Raw genomic sequence first — 19027 nt, 5'->3', positions numbered from 1 at the left:
AAGCGTGATACTCGTCCTGCTCGTGATGGCGACAGGAAGCCGTGGGAGAAGCGTGACGGTGAGTCTCGTCCGACACGTGACGGTGAGCGTAGGCCGTGGGAGAAGCGTGATACTCGTCCTGCTCGTGATGGCGACAGGAAGCCGTGGGAGAAGCGTGACGGTGAGTCTCGTCCGACACGTGACGGTGAGCGTAGGCCGTGGCAGAAGCCAGACGGTGTTCGTCCCCGCCATGGCGGAGGGTCTCGCCTGGAGAGCAACGAGAGCAAGAAGCTGTGGACCCGTGACGGCTCACCGGCCCGCGGGGATCGCGACGCTTTTCGGCGTGAGGAAGAACTCACCGAGGAAGAGCGGACGGCGCGTGAGCTGCGCTCGGTGCGTCCGCGCCACGACGATCCTGAGTTGCCTGACGACGTCGAGGCCGACGAACTCGACCGCCTCGCCCGCAACGAGTTGAAGACCCTCAGCAAAGACAACGCTGAGTGGGTGGCTCGCCATCTAGTCATGGCCGTGCGCCTCATCGACGAGGATCCCGAGCTCGCGCATAGGCATGTGCTGTCTGCCGCACGTCGCGCCGGCCGCATCGCCATCGTGCGCGAAACCCTCGCCATCACCGCTTATGCGACCGGTGACTTCGCTCTCGCGCTGCGCGAGTTGCGCACCTATCGGCGAATTTCCGGCAAGAACGATCAGCTACCTCTTATGGTCGATAGTGAGCGTGGTGTCGGCCGCCCGGACAGGGCGTTGGAGCTGGGCCGCTCCGTCGATCGTGACACGCTGCCTGCTTCGGTACAGGTGGAACTCGCCATAGCCATGTCCGGGGCACGTCTCGACCTTGGACAGACGGATGCCGCCCTCCTGGAGCTAGAGATTCCGCAGCTCGACCCTGACACGGCGTTCTCCTATAGTCCGGAGCTCTTCGCCGCCTACGCTGAGGTTTTGGAGGGACTCGGCCGCGACGACGACGCGGCGCTTTGGCGGGAGCGTTCCGAGCGGGCCGAATCCGTGCTCGGTGCGGCTCCCGACGGCGAGACCATCGAGGTCATAGAGGAGGCGCCCGACTTTCTTGAGCAAGAACCCGACGCGACGCCGGTCGGTGACCCGAGCCCTGATGTCATCGATGTCGGAGACGGCGCAGCGGAGGGGCACAAGACAGAGAAGTCGGCGAAGATCCCGGAGCTCGTCACGGCTGACAAAGCGACGGAGGATATCTCGGTGAAGGTCGGCGAGGTGGCGAAGGCTGCTTCGGTGAAGGTCGGCAAGGCGGCAAAGGTCGGCAAGGCGGTGAAGGTCGGCGAGGCGGTGAAGGCTGCTTCGGTGAAGGTCGGCAAGGCGGCAAAGGTCGGCAAGGCGGTGAAGGTCGGCGAGGCGGTGAAGGCTGGCAAGGCGGCAAAGGTCGGCGAGGCGGTGAAGGTCGGCAAGGCGGTGAAGGCTGGCAAGGCGGTGAAGGACAAAAACGCGAAGAAGAAGCCGGCAAAAGACAAGGCTTCGAAGGCCCGGTCCGTCGATGGCACCTCGATGGAGACAACGATCACCGCCGATGATGCTCAAGCGCGGCAAGGAGAATAGTGTGGCGACCCCCCTCGACGGTGTGGATGTACTGCTCGCCGACCTCGACGGCATTGTCTACACCGGCGCGAATGCGATTCCATACGCCGTCGAGAGCATCAATGCGGCATCCGAGACGGCTCGCGTCGGCTACATCACGAACAATGCCTCACGCACCGACGTCTCGGTAGCCAAACATCTCAGCGAACTGGGCCTACACGTCGAGGCGACGGATGTCGTCACCTCGCCGCAAGCGGCCGTGCGTCTGCTCGCAAGCGAGGTCGCCCCTGGCGGGCTCGTGCTCGTGGTGGGCGGCGAGGGCTTGGTGGTCGAGCTCCAAAAGGCCGGGTTCCGCATCACGCGTTCGGCCAACGATGCGCCGGAGGCCGTCATTCAGGGATTCGCCCCTGAGGTCGGCTGGGCGCAACTCGCCGAGGCTGCGTTCGCCTTGGCTGTGGATGACTCCGGCAACGGAATCCCGTGGATCGCCACGAACACCGACTGGACGATTCCCGTCGCCCGTGGGATCGCGCCGGGCAATGGAACGCTCGTCTCCGCGGTGCATGCCGCCGTTGGGCGTCTGCCGCTCGTCGCGGGCAAACCGGAGGTCGCGATCTTCGAAGAGGCGGCGGCCCGATTCGCCGCGCGCAACGCGCTCGTCGTCGGGGACCGTCTCGACACCGACATCCTCGGCGCGAACCGGGCCGGTATGGCCTCCGCCCTCGTACTCACCGGTGTCGACAAGGCCAAGCAGGTTCTGGCCGCCAACGCCGACTCGCGTCCACGTTTCCTTCTCGACGACCTTCGGCAGCTGCACGAGCCGTATCCCGAGATCGTGCTCTCTAAGGACGGGGCAGAGGCGACTGTCAATGGCGCTCGGGTTCGACTGCGCGGCGACGATATCGAGATCGTCAAGTCCAGTGCCGGCGGGATAGATCTTCTTCGCGCGGCCTGCGCGCTGATCTGGGCATCGGGACGGGCGATCTACGGCTTGAACGTGCCTGAACGGCTCTATCGGTGAGCCTGGCGCGGAGGGGGGCCGGCGCGGAGGGGGGCCGGCGCAGAGGGGGGTTGGCGCAGGGGGGTTGGCGCAGGAGGGTCGGCGCAGGAGGGTCGGCGCAGGAGGGTCGGCGCAGAAGGGTACCGTAGAGCTGTGAGCTTCGAAAAGGTCGGTCGGTCGGATGCCCCGCAACGCGACGATCCGACGGCGTCAGAGCCCGATGAGGTGGCGCCCGATGAGGTGGCCCCCGATGAGGTGGCCCTCGATGATGCGCTCCTGCCTCGGCTGCGGGTGATCGAGGAGCAACCACTCGACCAACGTGCGGCGGCCTATGCGCATCTGCACGATGAGCTGCGGGATCGGCTCGAGGGTGGAGACTCTCCTCGTTCACAGGGCTGACCATGGCGGAACAACGGCTGGACACGGCCCTCGTCGCCCGGGCGCTCGCGCGCTCGCGCAGCCATGCTGCGGGCCTCATAGCAGACGGCCTCGTCACGGTCGACGGGCGCCCCATGGTCAAGGCCTCGACGAAGGTGCGTGAGGAGCAGGCGATCGTCGTGGATGGCGCCGACCACTACGTGAGCCGCGCCGCACGCAAGCTTATCGCCGCCCTCGATGCTTTCGATGTGACAGTCGAGGGTGTCGAGGCGCTCGACGTCGGTGCCTCGACGGGCGGGTTCAGCCAAGTACTGCTTGAGCGCGGGGCATCCCAGGTCGTCGCCGTCGACGTCGGGCACGGTCAGTTTTCGCCGCTGCTCCGCTCGGACGAGCGGCTCGTCGTTGTCGAGGGTTTCAACGTGCGTTATATGACACCGGGCGCGCTTGCGGCGATCTCCGGTGTCGGGAAGCGACCGGCCCTCGTCGTCGGTGATCTGTCTTTCATCTCGCTCACGACCGTCCTGCCTGCGCTCGTCGAAACTGCCACGGAGGGCGCCGATTTCGTGCTGCTCGTGAAACCGCAATTCGAGGTCGGTCGCGGTGGCATCCGCGAGGGGGTCGTGCACGACCCTGCGCTTCGTTCCGAAGCCGTCGCGAATGTATTGTGGGCCGGCTTCGATCTCGGGATCGGCACGGCCGGTGCTATCTCCTCACCAATCGCCGGTGGCGCCGGAAACCATGAGTATCTGGTCTGGATGAGCGCCGAGCGCGGCGCCAATCCGACAGAATGGTTGAACCGGGTTTCGGTGATGACGGGAGCGTGACCAGATGACGGCAGGCCAGCGCCACATACTCGTCGTCGCGCACACCGGTCGTCAGGACTCGCTTGAAGCGGCCGTCGCGGCCTGCGCGCAGCTGACCGCTGCCGGGGCGACCCCGGTTTTGCCGGCCGACCAATGGGACGATCTGCACGCCTTCGCTCCCGATCTCAACGGCACGGCCAAGGTCTTGGGGAAAGGCGTTTCGGCTCAGGAACTCGAGCTCGTCGTGGTGCTCGGCGGTGACGGCACGATCCTGCGTGCCGCCGAGCTCGTGCGCGGCGCATCCGCGCCTCTGCTCGGTGTCAACCTTGGGCATGTCGGATTCCTTGCCGAGAGCGAGCGCGACGACCTCAGTGAGGCCGTCGCGCGGGGTCTCAATCGCGACTACCTCGTCGAGGAGCGCATGACGCTTTCCGTGCGTGTCAAGGTCGCCGCCGAAGTCATCTACGAGACCTGGGCGCTCAACGAGGCCACCGTCGAGAAAGCCAGCCGCGAGCGAATGCTCGAGGTCGTGATCGAGGTCGACGGGAGACCGCTTTCCACCTTCGGTTGCGACGGCGTCGTCATGTCGACTCCGACAGGTTCGACCGCCTACTCGTTCTCTGCGGGTGGCCCGATCGTGTGGCCGACCCTCGACGCTCTGCTGCTCGTTCCGCTGAGTGCGCACGCGCTGTTCGCCCGGCCCCTCGTCGTCGGGTCGGACTCTTCGCTCGCGGTCGAGGTGCTCGCCCGCACCGATGGTTCCGGCGTGTTGTGGTGCGACAGCAGGCGTACGTATGACCTGCCTCCGGGGGCGCGCGTCGTCGTACGCCGTTCCACGGTGCCGGTGCGCCTTGCGCGACTGCATCCCGGCCCGTTCACCGACAGGCTCGTGAACAAGTTCCAGCTTCCCGTCACCGGATGGCGAGGCCCGGTCGGCCGTGATTGAAGAACTGACGATTCGCGATCTCGGCGTGATCGCTGAGGCTACGCTGCCGCTCGGCCCCGGTTTCACGGCTGTGACGGGTGAGACGGGCGCAGGTAAGACCATGGTGGTCTCGGCGCTCGGACTGCTGCTCGGCGAGCGTGCGGATGCCGGCGCGGTGCGCCAGGGCCAGGCGCAGAGCTGGGTAGAGGGCCGCTGGCTCGTCGCCGCCGACGGCTCCGTCGCCGAGCGAGTGCGAGAGGCGGGGGGCGACCTCGATGGTGCCGAACTGATCCTCGGTCGTTCCGTGTCGGCAGAAGGGCGCAGCCGGGCCATCGTCGGTGGTCGCGGCGCACCCGTGGGCGTGCTGAGCGACCTCGCCGACCAGCTCGTGGTCGTGCATGGACAGTCCGACCAGATCCGGCTGCGTTCCTCGACGGCGCAGCGCGAGGCTCTCGATCGCTTCGCCGGGCCCGAGGTCACGGCTCTGCTAGACGACTACGTTCGCGTGTTTCAGGATTGGCATGCCAAGCAGCGGCAACTCGACGAGCTCGTGGGGGAGAGCGATCGCCGGATTCGCGAAGCCGAGGAGTTGCGTGAGGCTATCGCCGAGATTGAAGCGGTCGCGCCGCAACGCGGCGAAGACGATGGGCTCGCGGAACGCGCCGAACGTCTCGGCAACCTCGAGGAGCTGCGGCTCGCCGCCGCTCAGGCCCGGGAACTCGTCTCGGCGGAGAACGGTGAGGACGTGCCGGACGCCGTCGCGCTGTTGAACGGCGCACGTCGCCAGTTGGAGCGCGTTGCGGGTCACGATTCCGCCTTGGCTCCCATCGCGGAGGCGCTCGGCAACGTCGAGTTCCTCGTCGCTGACATCGCGGGTGAGCTCTCTAGTTATCTTGCCGGGCTCGACGCCGACGGTGCGCGTGAGTTGGAACTCGTCCAGGAGCGTCGAGCAGAGCTCGCCGGCTTGGTGCGCAAACACGGGCGGAGCCTCGACGAGGTGATCGACTTCCTCGACATCGGCAGTGCCCGGCTCCTCGAACTCGACGGCGATTCCGAGAACATCGAACACCTGCGCGATGAGACCGAGGCCAATCGTGACCTGGTCGCGCGACTCGGCGCGGACCTCACCGCTCGTCGTAGCGAGGCAGCGGAACGCCTCGCCCGGGAGGTTTCCGCGGAACTCGCGGCTCTCGCGATGCCCGATGCCGAGCTCGTCGTCGACGTCTCCCAACATGACGACTATACGGCCACCGGCCGCGACACCGTATCGATTCAACTCAAGCCACATGCCGGTGCCGAGCCGCGACCGCTCGGTCGCGGCGCGTCCGGCGGCGAGCTCTCTCGGGTGATGCTTGCGATCGAGGTCGTCATCGCCGGGACGGATCCCGTGCCGACCTTCGTCTTCGACGAGGTAGACGCGGGTGTCGGCGGTGCCGCCGCGATCGAGATCGGTCGACGTCTCGCCCAGCTTGCGACATCTGCCCAGGTCATCGTGGTCACGCATCTCGCCCAGGTGGCTGCCTTCGCAGGCAACCATCTACGTGTCGTGAAAGACAGCGCTGGGGCGGTCACGGCGAGCAGTGTGCAGCAGTTGCGTGGCGAAGCGCGGACGGCGGAGATGGCACGACTGCTTTCCGGCCTGCCCGATTCGGAGAGCGGACTTGCGCACGCGCGTGAACTCATCGACCTCGCTCGGGTCTCCTGACGACCGGGCGCACCGGCGATCGGAGTGCGCCGCACCACAGGTCAACCGAGACTCTCTGATAGGATGAAAGCCCGTGGCGGACATTAGCGCGGACAATTCAAACGGCATTACCAAACACATTTTCGTGACCGGTGGCGTCGTTTCTTCTTTGGGCAAGGGCCTGACAGCCGCAAGCCTGGGCAACCTTCTGACGTCGCGGGGTCTGCGCGTCGTCATGCAGAAGCTCGACCCCTATCTCAATGTGGATCCGGGCACTATGAACCCGTTCCAGCACGGCGAGGTCTTCGTCACCGACGACGGAGCCGAGACGGACCTCGATATCGGCCACTACGAGCGCTTTCTCGACATCAACCTGAGCCAGGCCGCGAACGTGACGACCGGCCAGATCTACTCCACCGTCATCGCCAAGGAGCGTCGAGGCGAGTACCTCGGCGACACCGTGCAGGTCATTCCCCACATCACCGATGAGATCAAGCGACGTATGCGCCTGCAGGCATCGGAGAGCCCGCAGCCCGACGTGATCATCACCGAGATCGGCGGAACGGTCGGCGACATCGAGTCGCAGCCTTTCATCGAATCGGCTCGTCAGGTTCGCCACGAGCTCGGCCGCAAGAACGTCTTCTTCGTGCACGTCTCGCTCGTGCCGTTCATGGGCGCCTCAGGGGAGCAGAAGACCAAGCCCACCCAGCACTCCGTCGCTGCGTTGCGCTCCATCGGCATCCAGCCGGACGCCCTCGTGCTGCGCAGTGACCGCCCCGTCACCGAGAGCAACAAGCGCAAGATCGCGCTCATGTGCGACGTCGACGAGGCCGCTGTCGTGAACGCGGTGGACGTGCCGAGCATCTACGACATCCCGACGATGCTGCATGAGCAGGGGCTCGACAGCTACATCATCGACAGACTCGGCCTCGAGGCCACCGCCGTCGACTGGTCGGGCTGGGAGAAGCTGCTCGAGGCCGTGCACGAGCCCAAGCACGAGGTGACGATCGGTCTCGTCGGCAAGTACATCGATCTTCCCGACGCCTACCTCTCCGTGACCGAGGCCCTGCGTGCCGGCGGATTCGCCCAGCACACGAAGGTCAAGATCACCTGGATACCCTCCGACGAGTGCGAGACCGACGAGGGTGCGGCGCGCAATCTCTCTGAGGTGGACGCGATCTGCGTTCCGGGTGGTTTCGGAGTGCGCGGCATCGAGGGCAAGCTGGGCGCTCTGCGCTTCGCTCGAGAGAACGGCATCCCGGCGCTCGGCTTGTGTCTCGGCTTGCAGTGCATGGTCATTGAGTATGCCCGGAACAAGGTCGGCCTCGCCGGAGCGTCCTCCTCGGAGTTCGACCCCGACACCGAGTTCCCCGTCATCGCGACGATGGAGGAACAGGTGGAGATCATCGCCGGCGGCGACATGGGCGGAACCATGCGCCTGGGCCTCTACCCGGCGGCCCTCGCCGAGGGCTCGCTCGTCTCCGAGCTCTACGGCGAAACGCTCGTCTCCGAACGTCACCGTCATCGTTACGAGGTGAACAATGGATACCGCGAGCAGATCTCTGCGGCCGGCATGTGGTTCTCGGGAACCTCGCCCGATCGTCACCTCGTGGAGTTCGTCGAGTTGCCCCGTGACCAGCACCCGTTCTACGTAGGAACGCAGGCGCACCCCGAGCTGCGCTCGCGGCCCAACAATGCTCATCCCCTGTTCCGTGGACTCGTGGCCGCGGCGCTCGACCGTCAGCAGGCGAGCCGTCTCTTCGAAGTGCGGGATGCCTGACGAGGCGTCCGTCTCGCCTGGCGCGTCCGCGGCGCTCGACGACGAGCTGTTCGCAGTGCGGGTCGAGCAGAGCGAGACGGTCTTCGCGGGTAAGGTCTGGGATGTGCGTCGCGAGAGGTTCGCCTTCAACGGCCAGTCGATCGTGCGCGACTTCGTCGACCACACAGGGGCCGTCGCGGTGCTCGCCCTCGATGAGAACGAGCGGGTGCTGCTCATCAAGCAATACCGGCATCCTGTACGCACTCGCGACTGGGAGATTCCGGCAGGGCTTCTCGACGTGCGCGGCGAGCGCCCGCTGCGGGCGGCTCAGCGGGAGTTGGCGGAGGAGGCCGACCTCGTCGCGACCCGCTGGGATGTGCTCTCCGAGTTCTACACCTCGCCGGGCGGCAGCGACGAGGCGATTCGCATCTACCTCGCGCGTGAGCTGGGAGCGACCGACCAGAGCTTCGATCGCAGCGAAGAGGAGGCCGACATGGAGTTGCGCTGGGTTCCCCTCGACGAGTGCGTCGACGCGGTGCTCGATCGACGGCTGCAGAACCCCTCTCTCGCGATCGGCGTTCTCGCAGCCCATGCGGCCAGGGCGCGCGGGTGGAGCACGCTCGGCGCCGGCGACAGTCTCTGGCCGCGGCATCCGAAGAGCGAGGCGCTCGGCACATGAGCGTCGAGACGGCTGTGGACTCCTACCTGCGGCATGTCTCGATCGAGCGCGGACTCTCGGCGAACACCGTCACCGCCTACCGGCGCGACCTCTCGCTGTACGGCGACTGGCTCGGGCGGCAGGGCGTCGACGTGCCGGACGAGATCACGAGCGCCCAGGTCTCGGAGTTCGTGCGCCATCTCAGCACCAGGGCGGAGTCGCCTCTCATAGCCTCATCGGTGGCACGCATCCTGTCCTCGGTGCGCGGATGGCACCGTTTCCTGCTCGACGAGGGACTCGTCGAGACGGATGTCGCGCACGAGACGAAGCCGCCGAAACTCGGCACCAGGCTGCCGAAGGCGATCTCGATCGACCAGGTGAGCGCCCTGCTCGCGGCGACCGACGGGGACGGCATCCAGCAATTGCGGGACAAGGCATTGCTCGAACTGCTCTACGCAACCGGCGCGCGCGTCTCGGAGGCGGTCAACCTCAACGTCGACGACGTGGTCGATGAGGAGGTCGTTCGCCTGATCGGCAAGGGTGGGAAGCAGCGGATCGTTCCGGTCGGCAGTTACGCGCGTTCCGCCATCGACTCCTATCTCGTGCGGGCACGGCCGACACTCTCGGTGCGGGGGGCCTCGACCCCGGCGCTCTTCTTGGGACTGCGCGGTCAGAGGATATCCCGGCAGAACGTCTGGCTCATCATCCGAGCCGCCGCCGAGCGCGCCGGCCTCGGCATCGAGGTCTCCCCGCACACGCTGCGGCATTCCTTCGCGACCCATCTGCTCGCCGGCGGCGCCGATGTGCGCGTCGTGCAGGAGCTGCTCGGACACTCCTCGGTGGCCACGACCCAGATCTACACCTTGGTCACAGCTGACACACTCCGGGATATGTACACGAGCGCACATCCCCGTGCTCGTTAGAATCGGTCAAGAAGTTCTACGGGTGAACGCCCAGACCAGGAGATCGCAGTGACGAGAAAGCAGGATGACTCGGCGGAGCTTCCCGTCGGGAGCCTCGACGTCTCAGCGGCACCGCAGTCCGGTCCGACCGGTCGTCCCCAGTCGGTGTTCACCGAGCCTCGGACGCTCAAGGGGCACGGTCCGGCCCGTGTGATCTCGCTCTGCAACCAGAAGGGCGGGGTCGGCAAGACCACCTCGACGATCAATCTCGGTGCCGCACTGGCCGAGTACGGTCGCCGTGTGCTCGCCGTCGACTTCGACCCACAGGGGGCGCTCTCAGCCGGTCTCGGCGTTCCAACCCATGACGTGACGACGATCTACGACCTGCTGCTCTCCCGCTCGAAGATTCCCGCCGAGGCGATCCAGCAGACGAACGTTCCCGGTCTCGACGTGATCCCGGCCAATATCGACCTCTCCGCCGCCGAGGTGCACCTCGTCAACGAGGTCGCCCGCGAGCAGATCCTCGCCGGGGTGTTGCGCAAGGTCTCGGCCGACTACGACGTGATCCTCATCGACTGCCAGCCTTCGCTGGGGCTGCTGACGGTGAATGCACTCACCGCGAGCCACGGCGTGCTCATCCCGCTCGAGTGCGAGTTCTTCGCCCTGCGTGGCGTCGCCCTGCTCATCGAGACCATCGACAAGGTGCGTGACCGGCTTAACCCCGCCATCGAGCTCGACGGAATTCTCGCGACCATGTACGACTCCCGCACGCTGCATTCACGCGAGGTGCTCGAGCGTGTGGTGGACGCGTTCGGCGACAAGGTGCTCGAGACCGTGATCGGCCGCACGGTCAAGTTCCCGGATGCGAGCGTGGCCGGTACCCCCATCACCCAGTTCGCACCCGAGCACCAGGCTGCACGTGCCTACCGTCAGCTCGCGAGGGAACTGATCGCCCGTGGCGCCGTCGCCTAGCCCTGTCGCCTCGAGCACCGCCGAATCATCGACTGCTGCGTCCGTCCCTGTCGAGCAGGCTGAGGTCGTCGAGTTTTCTCCGGGTGAAGACGGGCCTGCCGAAGCATCCGGTTTCAGGGTTTCCCTCAGCAACTTCGAGGGGCCGTTCGACCTGCTGCTCTCGCTCATCTCGAAGCACGAGCTCGACATCACCGAGGTTTCGCTCAGCAGGGTGACCGACGAGTTCATCTCCTACCTGCGGGGGCTCGACTCCGAGAAGGAGCTCGACCAGGCGAGCGAGTTCCTGGTGGTGGCGGCGACGCTGCTCGACCTCAAGGTGGCCGGGCTGCTGCCGCAGGGCGAGCTCGTCGACGCGGAGGACGTTGCGCTGCTCGAGGCACGCGATCTGCTCTTCGCCCGCTTACTGCAATACCGTGCCTTCAAGGAGGCCTCCACCTGGGTTCAGGGCCGCCTCGACGCCGAGTCGACACGGCACGCGCGTTCGGTGCGGCTCGAGGAGAAGTACCGGCAGCAGACCCCCGAGCTCGTCTGGACGCTCTCGCTCGCTGACTTCGCCGCGATGGCCACCCTCGCGTTCACGCCCAAGGACATTCCCGTCGTCGGGCTCGACCACCTGCACGCGCCTCTCGTGAGCATCCGTGAGCAGGCGGCGCACGTCGTAGCGATGCTGAGGGCGGGGGCGCCGGTGACGTTTCGGCAGCTCATCGCGGGTGTCGGCCAGGGCGAGGCGGGGCATAAAGGGGTCGTCATCGCACGATTCCTTGCCGTGCTCGAGCTCTATCGGCATGCTGCCATCGCCTTCGAACAACTTGAACCGCTCGGCGAACTCACTCTGCGCTGGACCGCGGAGACGTGGTCGGAAGAGAGCCTCGCCAATCTGGGAGCAGACTATGACAACTGACGCCGATAACCTCAACATCGCGGAGGCCGAAACAGTTGACGCTGAAACCGTTGACGTCGAGGCCGTTGACGCTGAAACCGTTGACGTCGAGGCCATTGTCACTGAAACCGTTGTCACTGAAACCGCTGACGCTGAAACCGTTGACACCGCAGCCGCAGCTGCCGAGGCTGAGGCCGCAGTGACAGGAACTCCGGGCCTCGAAGCGTTGGACGCCGAAGGGGGCCTAGCCGACGTCGGAACGCCCGTCTACGAAAGACGACCGGTTGTCGAAGACGTGGAACGCGCGCTCGAGGCCATCCTCATGGTCGCCGACGAGCCGCAGGGCGTGGTGCACCTGGCAACCGCCGTCAGACGTCCCGTGGTCGAGGTGCAGGCCGCGATCGCGCGCCTCGTTGCCGACTATGACGGTGTCCTGCCTGCCGTGGCGGGCTCCGATCCCGAGGCGGCAGGCTCGGCCAAGGGCACCCGTCGGGGCTTCGAGCTGCGCGAGGTGGCCGGCGGCTGGCGCATTTACGTGCGCCAGGATCACGACCCCGTCATCGCCGACTTCGTGCTCACCCAGAACCCTACGAGGCTGTCGCAGGCCGCGTTGGAAACGCTCGCCGTGATCGCCTACAAGCAGCCGATCAGCCGTGGTGCGATCGCGTCCATTCGTGCCGTGAACGTGGACTCGGTCGTGCGCACGCTGCTCGGCCGTGGGCTCATCACCGAGGTGTTCACCGACGCCGAGACGGGGGCCATCAATTACGGGACGACCGATCTGCTGCTCACTCAGCTCGGAATCAACTCGCTCGAGGAGCTGCCGCCGATCTCCCCGCTGCTCGACGACGGCGTGGAAGGATTCGACAATGCACTCACATAGCGAGACCGAAGCCGCTGCCGACGGCGTGCGCCTGCAGAAGGCGCTCGCCGCCGCAGGGGTCGCCTCTCGCCGGGTCGTTGAGCAATACATCGTCGAGGGCCGCATCGAGGTCAACGGACACACCGTCACCGAGCTCGGCACGCGCATCCATCCGGAGACGGATCTCATCGCCGTCGATGGCACAGCGGTGCAACTCGACACGACCAGGCGCTACCTCATGCTCAACAAGCCGACAGGTGTCGTCTCGTCGATGAAGGACGAGCAGGGACGCCCCGACCTCACCCGTTTCACCATCGGTTACGAGGAGCGATTGTTCAACGTCGGCCGACTCGATGCTGAGACGAGCGGCCTGCTCATCCTGACGAACGACGGGGATCTCGCGCACACGCTCGCGCATCCGTCGTTCGGAGTGTCGAAGACCTACATCGCGAAGGTGCACGGGCGTATGAGCGTGCAGACCGTCGGGCGCTTGCAGAAGGGGGTTGAGCTCGACGACGGCCCGATCCACGCAGACAAGGCGCGCATCCTGTTGGGTCCACCTGGTGATGGTGCCTACAGTCTCGTGGAGGTCACACTGCACTCCGGTCGCAACCGCATCGTGCGCCGGATGCTCGACGCCGTCGGCCACCCTGTGGTCGAGCTCGTTCGCCGGCAGTTCGGCCCGCTGCGTCTCGGCACGCTGCAGGTGGGCCGGGTGCGCGACCTGACCAAGGAAGAGCTCGGCCAGCTGCTCACCATTTCGCGGACGAGTGGAGCCGGCGAGAACACTGAAGAGCAGGGAGTTCGCTAGATGGCGGAGGACGATTCGATTGACGGAGGTTCGGGGGCCGGCAGTTCAAGAGCAGGTAGTTCAAGAGCAGGTTCGGAGGTTGACGCTTCCGGGCCTGGCGACTCGGGAGCCCTCGGTGCGATGGTCCTCGATTCGGAGGCTTTGGGTTCAGGGGCGCTCGGTTCACTCGGTTTAGGGGCGAGTGGTTCTGGAAACGGCGGCTCCGCGTCCCGGGGGCGGCTCGTCGGCCCGGTGCGGGTCGTCGGCGTCGGCCTGCTCGGCACGAGCGTCGGGCTCGGCCTGCGTGCCCGTGGCATCGAGGTCGTGCTCGCCGACGCGTCGCCCACCCATTTGAGCATCGCTGCCGACTACGGGGCCGGCCGGCCGGCCGTATCCGGTGACAAGCCGCAGCTCGTCGTGGTGTGCGTGCCGCCGGATGTCACTGCCGACGTGATCGCGCGCGAACTCGCCGAATACCCCGAGGCGATCGTAACCGATGTCGCGAGCGTCAAGCTCGAGATTCTGCAGAATCTGCGGGTGCGCGGGGCTGACGTGTCGCGCTACATCGGTTCGCACCCGCTCGCCGGGCGCGAACGCGGGGGCCCCCTCCAGGGTCGGGCCGATCTCTTCATCGGTCGTCCGTGGGTGGTGGCGGCGCATGATGCGATCAGCTACCCGCGCGCGGGCGTGATCGATGACCTCATTCTGGACCTCGGCGCCACCCTGGTGGAGATGACGCCGGAAGAACACGACCGCGGAGTCGCCCTCGTGTCGCACGTGCCACAGGTGGTGTCGAGTCTCATGGCGCGTCGCCTCATCGACGCGCCGAGTGCCGCCGTCAACCTCGCCGGTCAGGGCTTGCGCGACGTGACCCGTGTCGCCGCGAGCGAGCCCGAGCTGTGGGTGCAGATCCTCGGCGCGAATGCCGCACCGGTGCGCGAGATCCTCGCAGCCTATCGCGACGATCTCGACCGTTTCATCGACGCTCTGGACGACCCGGCCGCGCCCGGTGCCCGCCGCCGCGTCGCCGAGGAACTCGCGGGCGGCAACGCCGGCGTGGCGCGGCTGCCCGGCAAGCATGGCATCGACAGACGTTTCTCGACCATGATCGTGATGGTCGACGACAAGCCGGGACAGCTCGCACGCCTCTTCAACGAGATCGGAGAGATCGGCGTCAATCTCGAGGACGTGCGTCTCGAGCACTCACCGGGTGTGCAGGTCGGGCTCGCCGAGATCTCCGTCGTTCCTGAGGCGGTCGAGCGCCTCACCGAAGAACTGGTCGCCCGCGGCTGGCGGATTGCGGGCTGATCCGGTGACGCTTCCTCTTTTCGTCGCCGTCGACGGTCCGGCGGGCAGCGGCAAGTCCAGCGTGAGCAGAACCGTCGCACGTCGACTCCGTTTCGCCTACCTCGACACGGGTGCGGCCTATCGCGCCCTCGCCTGGCTTGTGCTCGAGAGCGGCATCGACTCGAGGGATGCCGCCGCCGTGATCACGGCGCTGGCCGATTTCGACTTCGAGGTTGGCACGCATCCCGACGAGTACTACGTGCGGATCGGCGGGAGCGACGTGACTGAGGCCATCCGAGAGCCACGCGTCTCGGCCGTCGTGAGCGACATCGCGCGCATTCCCGAGGTGCGCCAGTACCTGGTCGAGCTGTTCCGCAGCATTGCCGCGGCCAGCGACCGACCCGGCATTGTCGTCGAGGGGCGGGACATCACGACCGTCGTTGCCCCCGGAGCTCCCGTGCGGATCCTGCTCACGGCGTCGGAAGAGGCTAGAATGGCGAGGCGCTCCGCTGAGCTCCAGGACCACGCCGCCGAGACCGTCGGCGAGCTGCTCAAGAAACGCGACCAGGCGGATTCGCGAGTGGTCGACTTCATGAACGCGGCCGACGGCGTGACGACGGTCGATTCCACCGAATTTGATTTTGACGAAACCGTCGATGCTGTCATTGATGTGATTCGTGCCACGACGAACGCCGGATGAGCCGGCACCACCGCTGATCGAGCAGAGCCTGCACAGGGCGCGCCGAGGTGAGATCAGCCCGAGGAGACTCCATGACTGACACCGAGAACGATGACTTCCGCGCGGCGGACCCTGCCGAGGCCGACGACGAGCTCGCCACGCGTCTGGCGGACCTCGACGACGATCTCGCGCACCAGCGCGCGACCGCGTTGCGTGCCGGCCTCGACGACTACGAACTCGACGAGGAAGACCTCGACGTGCTCGATGCCGTCACCGAAGACCCGGACGCGATCCGGTACCTTCCAGCGCTTCCTGTGATCGCGATCGTCGGTCGCCCGAACGTGGGCAAGTCGGCGCTCGTCAACCGCATCCTCGGTCGCCGGGAGGCTGTGGTCGAGGACACCCCTGGGGTGACCCGTGACCGCGTGTCGTACAAGGGGGAGTGGAACGACCGTCGCTTCACTCTCGTCGACACCGGTGGTTGGGAGCCGGACGCTCGCGGCATCGACGCCTCCGTCGCAGCCCAGGCCGAGGTGGCCATCGACCTCTCCGACCTCGTGCTCTTCGTCGTCGACGCCACCGTTGGGGCGACCTCGACCGACGAGCAGGTCGTGCGACTGTTGCGCAAGAGCGGCAAGCCCGTCCTCCTGCTCGCGAACAAGGTCGACGACGCCCGCCAGGAGCCGGAGGCAGCCGCGCTGTGGAGCCTTGGCCTCGGCGAGCCATATCCCGTCTCCGCTCTGCATGGGCGCGGAGTCGCGGACCTGCTCGATGAGATACTCAAGGAGCTTCCGCTCGTCTCGAAGGTGGCGAAGGACGAGGTCGGCGGGCCGCGTCGTGTCGCCATCCTGGGCCGTCCGAACGTGGGTAAGTCGAGCCTGCTCAACAAGGCGGCGGGTGAGGAGCGGGTCGTTGTGAACGAGCTCGCGGGCACCACGCGCGACCCGGTGGACGAGCAGGTGGAACTTGGCGGCAAGGTGTGGCGCTTCGTCGACACCGCCGGCATCCGCCGTCGGGTGCACCTGCAGCAGGGGGCGGACTTCTACGCTTCGTTGCGCACGAGCGCCGCGCTCGAGAAGGCCGAGGTCGCCGTGGTCATGCTCGACGTGAGCCAGCCGCTCAGCGAGCAGGACGTGCGGATCATCGACCTCGTGCTCGAGTCCGGTCGCGCGCTCGTGCTCGCGTTCAACAAGTGGGATCTGCTCGACGATGACCGTCGTCGTTATCTTGAGCGGGAGATCGAGCAGGATCTGGCGCATGTGTCGTGGGCGCCACGTGTGAACATCTCCGCGCGTACGGGTCGCCATCTGGAGAGGCTTGTTCCGGCGTTGGAGCTTGCGCTCGAGTCGTGGGATACCCGTATTCCGACGGGTAGGTTCAATGCGTTTTTGGCTGAGCTCACGGCTGCGCATCCGCATCCTGTGCGGGGTGGTAAGCAGCCGCGGGTTCTGTTCGGTACGCAGGCGTCGAGTCGTCCGCCGACGTTCGTGTTGTTCACGACGGGTTTCCTGGATGCGGGATACCGTCGCTACATCCAACGCCGCCTACGTGAGATCCACGGCTTCGAAGGTTCGCCGATCTTCGTGAACATGCGCGTGCGTGAGAAACGGAAACGCTAGGACGGTTTCGGCGGCTCGTCAGGGCTCGGGGGCTCAGGGCCCGGGGCTCGGCTGGTGTCGAGCCGGCGCCTCGAGCGGGTAGCGCCCTGGTAGAGCTGCGTCTGTCTAGAACTTCGTCTAGAACGGTGGATCCTTCGGCAACTCGCGCGGCGGACTCGATCCCGGCGGTCTCACCGCGGGGCGCGTCCGGTATTGACGCCTTGAGGGTGAGCGCCAGTCGAGCACACCGTCGTCGTCTTGTCGAGCCTGCCAGTGCGTCAGGTGCTTGAGCCGGTGATGCTTGCGGCACAGAAAGGCGAGATTGGAACCATCCGTGCGCCCGCCGTGCTGCCAGGCCACCGTGTGGTCGAGTTCGCATTGCTGGGCCGGACGCCCGCAACCAGGGAAGCGGCAGCGCTCGTCGCGCAGTAATAGCCAGCGTTTCAGATCGGCGGGCACAGTGTAGCTTTCACGGCCGATCGAGAGCACCGCACCGGTCTCGGGATGGGTGAGCAGACGTGTGAAACTCGGAGCGCGCGCGGCGAGCTCGCGTGCGGTGTCCGCGTCGATCGGACCATGGCCGGCGAGTTCGGCGGGTTCGTCGCCGTGGCCGAGTAGCGTGAGCACGGGAACCGTGACGATGACCGTCGGCCGGATGCCGCGCAGCGCCGCCATACGAGACGTCTTCGTTTTCGCCTCTGCTTTCAGAGGCGCATTCGCAAGCTCATCGTCGTAGTCGTAGTCGTAGTCGTAGTCGCAGTCGCCGTCGAGGAGCAATGAGGCCGCGACATCCGCCCGCAATTGGTCGAGTGTGCGTGACTCGTGTGACCCCTGCAGGCTGCGTGCCGCCGCGGTGATGCGATTGAACACACCCACGGCCTGCTCGATCGGAAGGTGATGGTGCAGCCAGGCCATCCCGTCGCACGTGCCATCAAGTGCCACGCGGCGTTCTTCGACAGCCGTGCGACGCCTGCTCGCGATCGATTCGGGATGCATCCGCTCCCGCTCACGGAGGGCGGCGCGCCGCAACTCGGCAACCGTCGCCGTGGCGGCCGTCGTCAGCATGACCGCCTCGAAGGCGACGCGTGCTTCGGACGGCAGCGTGCGGGCCTGGTCGATGACGACTTGGGCGTGCCGGTAGCTGATATCGCCGTTCGCGAGCGCGTCGAGCGTGCGAGTGAGCTCGCGAACCAGGATTTCGCTCTCGTCGATGAGACGCTCCGCGGATCGTTCGGGCAGTTGCAGCGCACACGCCATCTCGCTCACGAAGCTGCGCCGCACCCATTCCTCGCGACGCGCTGCGGTCAGCTGCGGACCGTGCACGACGACCTCATCGGAGATCATCGCCCAGGCTCGTGCGCGTTCGATAGACGCGGCACGATTGGCCGCCATCATGGCGATGATCCGATCGTCGTCGCTGGCTCTGCCGATGAGAGCCGACATCGCGCCGGAGAACGTCGGAAGCCAGGCATCGGGCGAACCCGGCTGATTCGGCGAATCGGGCTGATGGAGCGACGAAGAGCGGCTGTTCATAGCGACATCCAACCACCGGCCACCGACATTCCGGCGAGCCCCCAGCCCGACGGCATGGGTCGCTATGTCGCGAGTTGGAGCCGCGTGACGGGGCGGCCGGGGCTCGGCCGTGATGCCACTTCGAAGCCCGCGCCCAGGAACAGCGAGAGGGAGCCGTGGTACAGCTCCGCCGCCGATGTCTTGGCTCGCTCGGCCACGTCGACCGGGTAGCCCTCGAGCACGCGGGCGCCATGTCGGCGTGCCTGCTCGATCGCACCGAGCAGTAGTGCCGCGGCGATGCCTCGGCGGCGATAGCCGACGCGTACGACGAAGCAGGTGACCGCCCACACGGATGCGTCGTCGAGTGGTTCGGTACTGCCGTCGGTCACGATTTTGGTGCGGGCGAGCCGACTGTAGTTGACGCGCGGTTCGACGGCGCACCATCCGACAGCCTCGCCATCCAAGTAAGCGATCACGCCGGGGGAGGTGGCGCTCGCGCGTACTTGTGCCTGGAATTCAGCCTTGCACTCGGCGCTTTTCGCCGTGTCCCAGCCGGCGTTGGACATCTTGAAGAACTGGCACCAGCACCGTGACGGGTCGCCTCGCGTGCCGAAAACCTGCTCGACATCGGCCCATGGGGCGTCTGTCGCCGAGACGATCGTGACCTCACCGGGAACCACCATGCCAGTACTTTACGGTCACCGGCCGACATCGCGCGTGCACGAGAGCGCCTCTGAGGCGCGCTATCATTGACAAGTTGTCTTCGGCGCGAGTCGATGCCACGGGCTGTGGC

At 66.5% G+C, this 19027-nt stretch carries 18 protein-coding genes; 16 read left to right on the top strand and 2 right to left on the bottom strand.

The window, feature by feature from the left end; translation table 11 throughout:
- Nucleotides 1-399: 399 nt before the first annotated feature.
- The 16 genes from ACFQB0_RS07650 (at nucleotide 400) to der (ending at nucleotide 16743) form a co-directional block, all read left to right on the top strand.
- A complete protein-coding gene (locus tag ACFQB0_RS07650; protein ID WP_386729557.1) occupies nucleotides 400-1566 on the top strand; it encodes a hypothetical protein in 1167 nt (388 codons plus the stop codon).
- Nucleotides 1541-2566: an HAD-IIA family hydrolase gene (locus tag ACFQB0_RS07645; protein WP_386729712.1), complete on the top strand. Its 1026-nt coding sequence runs from the start codon at nucleotides 1541-1543 to the stop codon at nucleotides 2564-2566. Before ACFQB0_RS07650 ends, ACFQB0_RS07645 begins: the two co-directional genes overlap by 26 nt.
- A gap of 132 nt (nucleotides 2567-2698) precedes the next feature.
- The gene (locus tag ACFQB0_RS07640; protein ID WP_386729554.1) at nucleotides 2699-2944 is read left to right on the top strand and encodes a hypothetical protein; all 246 of its coding nucleotides are present in this window, start codon (nucleotides 2699-2701) and stop codon (nucleotides 2942-2944) included.
- A 2-nt stretch (nucleotides 2945-2946) separates the two neighbouring features.
- Entirely contained in the window at nucleotides 2947-3747 is an 801-nt protein-coding gene (locus ACFQB0_RS07635) for a TlyA family RNA methyltransferase (protein WP_386729551.1), read from the top strand.
- A 4-nt stretch (nucleotides 3748-3751) separates the two neighbouring features.
- The gene (locus ACFQB0_RS07630; protein ID WP_386729548.1) at nucleotides 3752-4672 is read left to right on the top strand and encodes an NAD kinase; all 921 of its coding nucleotides are present in this window, start codon (nucleotides 3752-3754) and stop codon (nucleotides 4670-4672) included.
- Nucleotides 4665-6356 (top strand): DNA repair protein RecN, encoded by a 1692-nt coding sequence (gene recN / locus ACFQB0_RS07625; RefSeq protein WP_386729546.1) that lies wholly within the window; start codon nucleotides 4665-4667, stop codon nucleotides 6354-6356. Before ACFQB0_RS07630 ends, recN begins: the two co-directional genes overlap by 8 nt.
- A gap of 106 nt (nucleotides 6357-6462) precedes the next feature.
- Nucleotides 6463-8115 carry a CTP synthase gene (locus ACFQB0_RS07620; RefSeq protein ID WP_386729709.1) on the top strand — a complete coding sequence of 551 codons (1653 nt, stop codon included), beginning with the start codon at nucleotides 6463-6465 and terminating at the stop codon, nucleotides 8113-8115.
- On the top strand, nucleotides 8108-8773 hold the full coding sequence (locus ACFQB0_RS07615; protein ID WP_386729543.1) for an NUDIX domain-containing protein: 666 nt from the start codon (nucleotides 8108-8110) through the stop codon (nucleotides 8771-8773). Before ACFQB0_RS07620 ends, ACFQB0_RS07615 begins: the two co-directional genes overlap by 8 nt.
- Nucleotides 8770-9675, top strand: coding sequence for a site-specific tyrosine recombinase XerD (xerD, locus tag ACFQB0_RS07610; protein WP_386729541.1), 906 nt, complete (start codon nucleotides 8770-8772; stop codon nucleotides 9673-9675). The genes ACFQB0_RS07615 and xerD overlap by 4 nt, the downstream gene beginning before the upstream one ends.
- A 48-nt stretch (nucleotides 9676-9723) precedes the next feature.
- Entirely contained in the window at nucleotides 9724-10626 is a 903-nt protein-coding gene (locus ACFQB0_RS07605; protein ID WP_386729537.1) for a ParA family protein, read from the top strand.
- Complete coding sequence (locus ACFQB0_RS07600; RefSeq protein ID WP_386729534.1) at nucleotides 10610-11527, top strand: segregation and condensation protein A; 918 nt, start codon at nucleotides 10610-10612, stop codon at nucleotides 11525-11527. Before ACFQB0_RS07605 ends, ACFQB0_RS07600 begins: the two co-directional genes overlap by 17 nt.
- Nucleotides 11528-11801: 274 nt before the next feature.
- Entirely contained in the window at nucleotides 11802-12389 is a 588-nt protein-coding gene (gene scpB, locus ACFQB0_RS07595) for an SMC-Scp complex subunit ScpB (RefSeq protein ID WP_386729707.1), read from the top strand.
- Entirely contained in the window at nucleotides 12376-13179 is an 804-nt protein-coding gene (locus ACFQB0_RS07590; protein ID WP_386729531.1) for a pseudouridine synthase, read from the top strand. Before scpB ends, ACFQB0_RS07590 begins: the two co-directional genes overlap by 14 nt.
- Nucleotides 13180-13299: 120 nt before the next feature.
- Nucleotides 13300-14466 carry a prephenate dehydrogenase gene (locus ACFQB0_RS07585; protein ID WP_386729528.1) on the top strand — a complete coding sequence of 389 codons (1167 nt, stop codon included), beginning with the start codon at nucleotides 13300-13302 and terminating at the stop codon, nucleotides 14464-14466.
- Nucleotides 14467-14470: 4 nt separating this feature from the next.
- Nucleotides 14471-15145 carry a (d)CMP kinase gene (gene cmk / locus ACFQB0_RS07580; RefSeq protein WP_386729525.1) on the top strand — a complete coding sequence of 225 codons (675 nt, stop codon included), beginning with the start codon at nucleotides 14471-14473 and terminating at the stop codon, nucleotides 15143-15145.
- A 71-nt stretch (nucleotides 15146-15216) separates the two neighbouring features.
- Nucleotides 15217-16743 (top strand): ribosome biogenesis GTPase Der, encoded by a 1527-nt coding sequence (gene der, locus ACFQB0_RS07575; protein ID WP_386729523.1) that lies wholly within the window; start codon nucleotides 15217-15219, stop codon nucleotides 16741-16743.
- Between the two features lie 117 nt (nucleotides 16744-16860).
- On the opposite strand, the gene ACFQB0_RS07570 is transcribed toward der, so the two are convergent.
- Nucleotides 16861-18255 carry an HNH endonuclease signature motif containing protein gene (locus tag ACFQB0_RS07570; RefSeq protein WP_386729520.1) on the bottom strand — a complete coding sequence of 465 codons (1395 nt, stop codon included), beginning with the start codon at nucleotides 18253-18255 and terminating at the stop codon, nucleotides 16861-16863.
- A gap of 62 nt (nucleotides 18256-18317) precedes the next feature.
- Nucleotides 18318-18917 (bottom strand): GNAT family N-acetyltransferase, encoded by a 600-nt coding sequence (locus ACFQB0_RS07565; protein WP_386729517.1) that lies wholly within the window; start codon nucleotides 18915-18917, stop codon nucleotides 18318-18320.
- Nucleotides 18918-19027 lie beyond the last annotated feature (110 nt).

It is taken from the genome of Luethyella okanaganae, assembly GCF_042660285.1.
Classification (GTDB): domain Bacteria; phylum Actinomycetota; class Actinomycetes; order Actinomycetales; family Microbacteriaceae; genus Luethyella; species Luethyella okanaganae.
The sequence above is the reverse complement of the archived record's forward strand: the minus strand, read 5'-3'. Positions and strand labels throughout refer to the sequence as shown.

Excerpts from the sequence above, each read along its gene's own strand:
- xerD (WP_386729541.1), top strand. The coding sequence starts at position 8,770 with ATGAGCGTCGAGACGGCTGTGGACTCCTACCTGCGGCATGTCTCGATC.
- ACFQB0_RS07630 (WP_386729548.1), top strand. The coding sequence starts at position 3,752 with ATGACGGCAGGCCAGCGCCACATACTCGTCGTCGCGCACACCGGTCGT.
- der (WP_386729523.1), top strand. The coding sequence starts at position 15,217 with ATGACTGACACCGAGAACGATGACTTCCGCGCGGCGGACCCTGCCGAG.
- ACFQB0_RS07635 (WP_386729551.1), top strand. The coding sequence starts at position 2,947 with ATGGCGGAACAACGGCTGGACACGGCCCTCGTCGCCCGGGCGCTCGCG.
- ACFQB0_RS07570 (WP_386729520.1), bottom strand. The coding sequence starts at position 18,255 with ATGAACAGCCGCTCTTCGTCGCTCCATCAGCCCGATTCGCCGAATCAG.
- ACFQB0_RS07585 (WP_386729528.1), top strand. The coding sequence starts at position 13,300 with ATGGTCCTCGATTCGGAGGCTTTGGGTTCAGGGGCGCTCGGTTCACTC.
- ACFQB0_RS07645 (WP_386729712.1), top strand. The coding sequence starts at position 1,541 with ATGCTCAAGCGCGGCAAGGAGAATAGTGTGGCGACCCCCCTCGACGGT.
- ACFQB0_RS07615 (WP_386729543.1), top strand. The coding sequence starts at position 8,108 with ATGCCTGACGAGGCGTCCGTCTCGCCTGGCGCGTCCGCGGCGCTCGAC.
- ACFQB0_RS07590 (WP_386729531.1), top strand. The coding sequence starts at position 12,376 with ATGCACTCACATAGCGAGACCGAAGCCGCTGCCGACGGCGTGCGCCTG.
- ACFQB0_RS07565 (WP_386729517.1), bottom strand. The coding sequence starts at position 18,917 with ATGGTGGTTCCCGGTGAGGTCACGATCGTCTCGGCGACAGACGCCCCA.